General features: G+C 72.9%; 7 protein-coding genes and 1 pseudogene. 4 read left to right on the top strand and 4 right to left on the bottom strand.

Annotated elements, in window-relative coordinates:
• On the top strand, window positions 1-678 hold a 678-nt coding region (locus tag DEI89_RS17920), incomplete at its 5' end, for a hypothetical protein (protein WP_220034556.1).
• A 93-nt stretch (window positions 679-771) separates the two neighbouring features.
• On the opposite strand, the gene DEI89_RS17135 is transcribed toward DEI89_RS17920, so the two are convergent.
• A complete protein-coding gene (locus DEI89_RS17135) occupies window positions 772-1,725 on the bottom strand; it encodes an aldo/keto reductase (RefSeq protein ID WP_110905268.1) in 954 nt (317 codons plus the stop codon).
• A gap of 91 nt (window positions 1,726-1,816) precedes the next feature.
• On the opposite strand from DEI89_RS17135, the gene DEI89_RS17130 reads away from it, so the two are divergent.
• The gene (locus DEI89_RS17130) at window positions 1,817-2,461 is read left to right on the top strand and encodes a HEAT repeat domain-containing protein (protein ID WP_110905267.1); all 645 of its coding nucleotides are present in this window, start codon (window positions 1,817-1,819) and stop codon (window positions 2,459-2,461) included.
• Window positions 2,462-2,619: 158 nt separating this feature from the next.
• Here the strand turns inward: DEI89_RS17130 and DEI89_RS17125 are convergent, their stop codons facing one another.
• A complete protein-coding gene (locus DEI89_RS17125) occupies window positions 2,620-3,315 on the bottom strand; it encodes a metal-dependent transcriptional regulator (RefSeq protein WP_110905266.1) in 696 nt (231 codons plus the stop codon).
• A 46-nt stretch (window positions 3,316-3,361) separates the two neighbouring features.
• Between DEI89_RS17125 and DEI89_RS17120 the strand changes: the two genes are divergently transcribed.
• Window positions 3,362-4,201, top strand: coding sequence for a CPBP family intramembrane glutamic endopeptidase (locus tag DEI89_RS17120; protein WP_181421722.1), 840 nt, complete (start codon window positions 3,362-3,364; stop codon window positions 4,199-4,201).
• Here the strand turns inward: DEI89_RS17120 and DEI89_RS17115 are convergent.
• Complete coding sequence (locus DEI89_RS17115; RefSeq protein ID WP_110905264.1) at window positions 4,198-4,995, bottom strand: HAD-IIA family hydrolase; 798 nt, start codon at window positions 4,993-4,995, stop codon at window positions 4,198-4,200. The two genes, DEI89_RS17120 and DEI89_RS17115, sit on opposite strands and share 4 nt — an antisense overlap.
• Window positions 4,996-5,095: 100 nt before the next feature.
• Between DEI89_RS17115 and DEI89_RS17110 the strand changes: the two genes are divergently transcribed.
• Window positions 5,096-5,770, top strand: a complete 675-nt coding sequence (locus tag DEI89_RS17110; protein WP_375537783.1) for a TrmH family RNA methyltransferase — start codon at window positions 5,096-5,098, stop codon at window positions 5,768-5,770.
• A gap of 250 nt (window positions 5,771-6,020) precedes the next feature.
• On the opposite strand, the pseudogene DEI89_RS17915 reads toward DEI89_RS17110, so the two are convergent.
• Window positions 6,021-6,353, bottom strand: a pseudogene (locus DEI89_RS17915) (hypothetical protein); the annotation flags it as partial.

Raw genomic sequence — 6,353 nt, 5'->3', positions numbered from 1 at the left:
TGGCGGGGAGCCGAGGACGACGACACCGACCGACGCTCGGCCGTCCCGCCGCTCGTCGAACCCGAACGCCAGGCCGAGACCCGGTCGCAGCCGCCCGGCCCAGTGTCGTCCGCCCCTCGTCAGGACCCGACCCCCGCGTGGCCGATCCCGGACTGGCAGACGCCGACGCACGCTCCGACGGACCCGTCGTTGCGGCTCGACGACGGCGTCGACCGCGCGCGCGGACCGGCTCCCGAGGACATCGACCAGTCCGAGTGGCAGGGCCGTGAGACGAGCGACACCGGCGTCATCAAGGACCTCTTCGGCACGGAGGCGATCCAGCAGCTCCGTGACGCCGACGCCTCCCGCCCGGAGGACACCAGCACCCGGATGCTGCCCGCCGTCGCCGCGGCCCAGCAGCCCGGCGCCGCCGCGGGTGGCCCGGGAGCGACCGGCGCCGACCGCGACAACTTCATCAACGAGGGCTTCGCCCGCCTGCAGCACGAGGGGCGCCGCGGCAAGCAGCTCCTGGTCTACGGCTCGATCGCGATCATCGTGGTGCTCCTGCTCCTCGTGTTGCTCTTCACCTCGTGGATCCGCGGCAACACGATCGACGAGCACCCGGCCTCGCCGTCGAGCAGCCCGGCCGCGGCGCTCTCGGTGCAGCCACCGGGCGCACCACTCGGCACCGGACACTGACCGCACGCACCACGTGACGGACGGGAGGCTCCCCACCTGCTGGTGGGGAGCCTCCCGTCCGTCGGTCGGTCGCGATGCGTGACCGTGGTCCGGTCAGGACGCCGCGGGGACGGCCGCCGAGACGCCGGTGAGCGTCTGCAGCTCCTCGGTGCTGAGGTCGAGTTCTGCCGAGGCGAGGAGCGCCGGCAGCTGCTCGGTGTTGCGCGCCGAGGCGATCGGGGCGACGACGTCCGGTTGTGCCTGCAGCCAGGCGAGCGCGACCGAGGCGATCTCGGCGGAGTGCGCCGACGCGATCTCGGACAGGGCGTCCACGACGGCGAGACCCTGGTCGGAGAAGTAGCCCGAGACCTGGCCCTCGCGGTCCTTGCCGGCGAAGTCCTGCTTCGTCCGGTACTTGCCCGTCAGGAAGCCGGCGGCGAGGGCGAAGTAGGGCACGACGCCCAGGTGCTCCCGGGCGGCGAGCGGTGCGATGTCGGACTCGTAGGGCTGGCGGGTGACGAGGTTGTAGTGCGGCTGGATCGCGATCGGAACAGCCAGGTCGTGCTCCTTCGCGATGCGGATCCACTCCGAGGCACGCTCGTTCGAGTAGTTCGAGATCGCGGTGTAGCGGACGAGGCCCTCGCGGACGAGCTGGTCGAACGCCCGGACGGTCTCCTCGAGCGGCGTGTCCTGGTCGTCGAAGTGCGCGTAGTAGAGGTCGATGCGGTCGGTGCCGAGGCGCTGCAGGCTCGCCCGTGCGGCCTTCGCGACGTTGTCCGCCGACAGGCCGGGGAACGCCGGGTGCTGCGACACCTTGGTGGCGATCGTCACGTCGTCGCGCTTGCCGGACGCGGCGAACCACGAGCCGATCACGGTCTCGGACTCGCCGCCGGAGTTGCCCTCGCCCCACGCCGAGTAGACGTCAGCGGTGTCGATGAAGTCGCCGCCGGCACCCGTGTAGGCGTCGAGGACCCGGCGTGAGGCCTCCTGGTCCGCGGTCCAGCCGAAGACGTTGCCGCCGAGGGCGAGGGGGAAGACGGTGAGGTCACTGGAGCCGATACGGGGCATGGTAGGAGTCCTTCCAGGTCGGTACGAACTCGTCCACGCTATGCCCCTCGCCGGGCTGCCACTCAGGTGCGCGGGGTGAGGTGGAGGAGCCATGCCGACGCTCGCCTCGTACCTCTCCGACCCTCGTCCCGCCGTCCGACTCCGGGCGGTGATGGCCGCCGGGACCACGCCGTCCCTGGACGAGCTCGACGTCCTCGTGGCGCAGTGCGCGGTGGAGCCGGACCTGCAGGTGCGGGAGATGCTCACGTGGGCGCTGGTGCGCCTCCCGGCTGACCTGGTGGTCCCGCGGCTGCTCGACGAACTCGACCGTCCGGAGGTGCAGGCGCGGAGCCAGGCGCTGCACACCCTCTCCAAGATCCGCGACGGGTCGGTGTACCCGGAGGTGGCGCAGTTGCTCGGCGACGTCGACCCGGGTGTCGCCCGGACCGCGTGGCGTGCCGCGGTGTTGCTGGCCCCCGGGGACGCCCGGCCCGCACTCGCCCGCACGCTCGCGGTGCAGCTCGGGCACGGGGACGCGGAGACCCGGCTGGCGCTGAGTCGAGCGATCGCCGGGCTCGGGGCGGACGTGGCGTCGCCGGTGCTGGACGCGGCGGCGGAGCACCGGAACCCGGACGTGCGGGAGCACGCGGCGGAGACGGCGCGGCTGCTCGAGGACCCGGACGCGGGGTCGGCGTTGGCGCTCGCGCGGGCCCGGCGCGAGGTCGCCCTCGGGCGGACGCGGTCCGCCAAGGGCTGACCGGGCGGGACGGGCGCGGGTCGGGCGCGACGGGCCGGAGCACGTGCCTCCCGAGATTCCGCAACACGCCGCAGGGAGCCCGCCGTGGATGCAGAATTCGCGCATCTCGGGTTCCGAGATGCGCGAATCGCGGCATCTCGAGGGCCGCCGCCCGCGCGTCAGTGGGGAGCGTCGGGCGTCAACCAGATGGCGGTCGCGGCGGCGGCCGGGAGGTCCACCATCGCCTCCGCCCCGCCGGCGTCACGCCGCGAGACCGCCACCACCCCCGCGTAGTCCCGCACCTGCTCGACCCGCAGGTGCGTCCCCAGCCCGACACCGAGCTCGTCGAAGTACCGCAGCAGCGCCGGGTCGTCGTCCGAGACCCGCTCGACGGTCCCGCAGACGCCCGGGTCGACCGTGCCGAGGAGCGCCCCGGGGGAGTCCGGCACGACGCCGTCCGCGCCGGGGATCGGGTCGCCGTGCGGGTCGTGCGTGGGGTGCCCGAGGTCGGCGTCGACGCGGTCGAGGAACGTCTCCGACACGGCGTGCTCGAGTGCCTCGGCTTCGGTGTGCACCTCGTCCCACGAGTAGCCGAGTCGTTCGACCAGGAACGTCTCGATGAGCCGGTGCCGACGGACCATGGCGACGGCGGCCTGCTGCCCCAGCGGGGTGAGGACCACGCCGCGGTACAGCGTGTGCTCGATGAGCCCGTCGCGGTCGAGCTTCCGGAGGTTGCCCGACACGGTCGAGGCGGACACGTGCAGGGCGGCCGCGATGTCCCGCGTGGCGAGACCCCCTTCGCCGCCGCGTTCGCCGGCCTTCCAGACCAGCTTGACGTAGTCCTCCGCCATGGTGCTGAGGGAGGGCAGGCGCATGCGCCAATGGTACGGCCGACCCTGGTACAACCGTGAGGTGACCCCCGTGCAACCTCCCGCCGTCCGTCGCCGTCGACGGTGGTGGCCGGTCCCGCCGTCGCTGCTCGTCGGCATCGCCCCGCTGGTCCTCTTCGCGACCTACAGCATCGTCCGCTCGCGCCCGAGTGACGACTACGACTCGCTCGGCCTGACGACCGACAGCGTCCTGCACGACCTGGTGGTGCCGGAGTCGATCGTCGCAGCGGTCCTCGTGGTGGTCGTCACCGCGCTCGGCTGGTGGCGGATCGCGACGGTCGACCCGACGCGTGGTCGACCGCGCTGGACGATGCTCGCGCCGATCCTCGTCCTCGCGGTGTGCATCGGACGGCTGCCGCTGGTGGACTGGGCGGGGAAGTCGGTGGACTACTTCCTGCTCCTCACCGTCGGCGTGCTGCTCGTCGGGGTGTTCGAGGAGCTGCTGACCCGCGGCGTCCTGATCGTCGGACTGCGGCGCCGACTGCCCGAGGTCGGAGTGTGGCTCGCGTCGTGCGCCCTGTTCGGGCTGCTGCACTTCGTCAACGTCCTGGCCGGGGCCCCGGTCGGCCAGACGGTGGTGCAGGTGGTGTTCGCCGCCTCGTTCGGGTCGACGCTGTACCTGGCGCGACGCCTGACCGGCAACCTGCTCGCCCCGGTGCTGCTGCACGCGTTCTGGGACTTCGGGGCGATCGCGGTCAGTGCCTCACGGGGCGCTGGGCTCGACTTCTTCCTCGTCGGGCTGCTCGGTCTGGCGGCGTTCGCGGTGCTGCTGCTCGGCGTCGTCGCCGGAGCACTCGTCGCCTGGCGGGACGACCGCGCCTGGCGGTTGCGCCGACGGTGGCGGACCGTGCCGGCGATGGACCGGCTCTAGATCTCGACCTCGTACGGCTCCGTGTGCAGGAGCTCGTGCACGCCCGCGATGACCTCGCTCGGCCGGAACGGGTACTTGTCGATCTCGGCCTGGTCGCTGATCCCGGTCATGACCAGGACGGTGTGCAGCCCCGCCTCGATGCCCGCCTGCACGTCGGTGTCCATCCGGTCGCCGATCATGCCGGTGTTCTCGGAGTGGGCACCGATCCGGTTCATCGCCGAACGGAACATCATCGGGTTCGGCTTGCCGACCACGTAGGGCTGCTTGCCGGTGGCCTTCTCGATCATGGCGGCGATCGCCCCCGTCGCGGGCAGGACGCCCTCGGCGCTCGGGCCGGTCGCGTCCGGGTTCGTCACGATGAAGCGCGCGCCGTCGCGGATCAGGCGGACGGCCTTCGTGATCGCCTCGAACGAGTAGTTCCGGGTCTCGCCGACGACGACGTAGTCGGGTGCCGTCTCGGTCATGATGAAGCCCGCCTCGTGCAGGGCGGTCGTCATACCGGCCTCGCCGATCACGAAAGCCGAGCCGTTCGGCATCTGCGACGCGCAGAAGTCGGCGGTCGCCAGGGCCGAGGTCCAGATGCGCTCCTCGGGCACGTGCAGTCCCGACTGGCGCAGTCGGGCGCTGAGGTCACGCGGGGTGAAGATCGAGTTGTTCGTCAGGACGAGGAACTCGGTGCCCTGGTCCTGCCACTGCCGGATCAGCTCGGGGGCGCCGGGGAGCGCCTGGTTCTCGTGGACGAGCACGCCGTCCATGTCCGTCAACCAGCACTCGACCTCGTCGCGGGATGCCATGGGGTCAGCGTAGTGCGGTGAGCCGGCTCGATCGGGCGTGTACGTCCGGCCGTGCGGGCTCCGGACGGGAGGCGCGGCGGACGCACCGTACGCTGGTCACGTGACCCAGGGCCTCCCGTCCGGCGACCTGCCGGAGCCGACGCCGGCGCTCCCACCCACCCACGAGGCGACGACGCACGGCGTCGGACCGCACCCCCGGCCGTGGCCCGAGGGCCCGCAGTACGACCCGGAACTGCTCGAGCACGGCGACACGCGCAACGTGGTCGACCGCTTCCGGTACTGGAGCATGGCGGCGATCGTCGCCGACCTGGACACCCGCCGACACAGCTTCGACGTGGCCATCGAGAACTGGCAGCACGACCTGAACATCGGGTCCATCGTCCGGACCGCCAACGCGTTCCTGGCGGGGACCGTGCACATCATCGGGCGTCGCCGCTGGAACCGCCGCGGGGCGATGGTGACCGACCGGTACCAGCACGTGCGGCACCACGAGGACGTCGCCGCGTTCCTCGCGGTCATGCGCGCCGAGGGGCGTCCGGTCGTCGCGATCGACAACACGCCCGGGGCATCGCGCATCGAGACGGCGTCGATCCCGGCGCGGTGCGTGTTCCTGTTCGGGCAGGAGGGGCCGGGTCTGACCGACGAGGCCGTCTCGGGCGCGGACGGACACCTGGAGATCACGCAGTTCGGGTCGACGCGGAGCATCAACGCGGCGGCGGCGGCGGCCATCGTCATGCACAGCTGGGTCATCCGGCACGCGGTCCTGCCGGGCTGAGGGGTGGCGGGTGTCTCGCCGCTCGCGAGGTCGCACGACTCGCCGCCGACGTCCGCCGAGGTCGCACGATGTGCGCATCTCGGGCCGCGAGAGCGGGGGATTGCGCGACCTGGGCGGGAGGCGCGCGGCATGTCGTGCGACCACGGCGCGGGCCGACCGGGCCGGGCGGCGCGAGCCTGACACCGTGCGCAGACCGACCGCGGGCGGGGTGACGGCACCGAGCGGGAGCCCGGCCCCGTCACCCCGGGGATCAGGCCCGGCGGCGGCGGACTGCGGTGAAGGCGGCGAGGGCGCCACCGAGGAGCATCGCGACCAGCGCGCCGACGCCCACTCCGAGGCCGACGGGCGAGCCGGTGAACGCGAGCTCGCCGGTGCCGTTCGAGCCCGGACCGGTGCCCGGTGTTCCGGCGGCCGTGGTGCTCGCACTGGTCGGGGTCGTGCCGGGGGTCGCGGTGCCGTTCGGCGTCACGTCAGCGGTCGGGGTCGCGGGTGCACTCGGCGCGGGGGTGCTCGTCACCACGGCCGGGGTGGCCGGGGCGTTCGGCGTCGGGGTGTCCGTCGGCGTCGGCGTCGCTGGGGTGGT

It is taken from the genome of Curtobacterium sp. MCBD17_030 (assembly GCF_003224255.1).
In the GTDB taxonomy this organism is placed as follows: Bacteria; Actinomycetota; Actinomycetes; order Actinomycetales; family Microbacteriaceae; genus Curtobacterium.
The sequence above is the reverse complement of the archived record's forward strand: the minus strand, read 5'-3'. Positions and strand labels throughout refer to the sequence as shown.

What these genes read in the sequence shown, in the direction of transcription:
- DEI89_RS17135 (WP_110905268.1), bottom strand. Translation starts at nt 1,725, where the DNA reads ATGCCCCGTATCGGCTCCAGTGACCTCACCGTCTTCCCCCTCGCCCTC.
- DEI89_RS17130 (WP_110905267.1), top strand. Translation starts at nt 1,817, where the DNA reads ATGCCGACGCTCGCCTCGTACCTCTCCGACCCTCGTCCCGCCGTCCGA.
- DEI89_RS17125 (WP_110905266.1), bottom strand. Translation starts at nt 3,315, where the DNA reads ATGCGCCTGCCCTCCCTCAGCACCATGGCGGAGGACTACGTCAAGCTG.
- DEI89_RS17115 (WP_110905264.1), bottom strand. Translation starts at nt 4,995, where the DNA reads ATGGCATCCCGCGACGAGGTCGAGTGCTGGTTGACGGACATGGACGGC.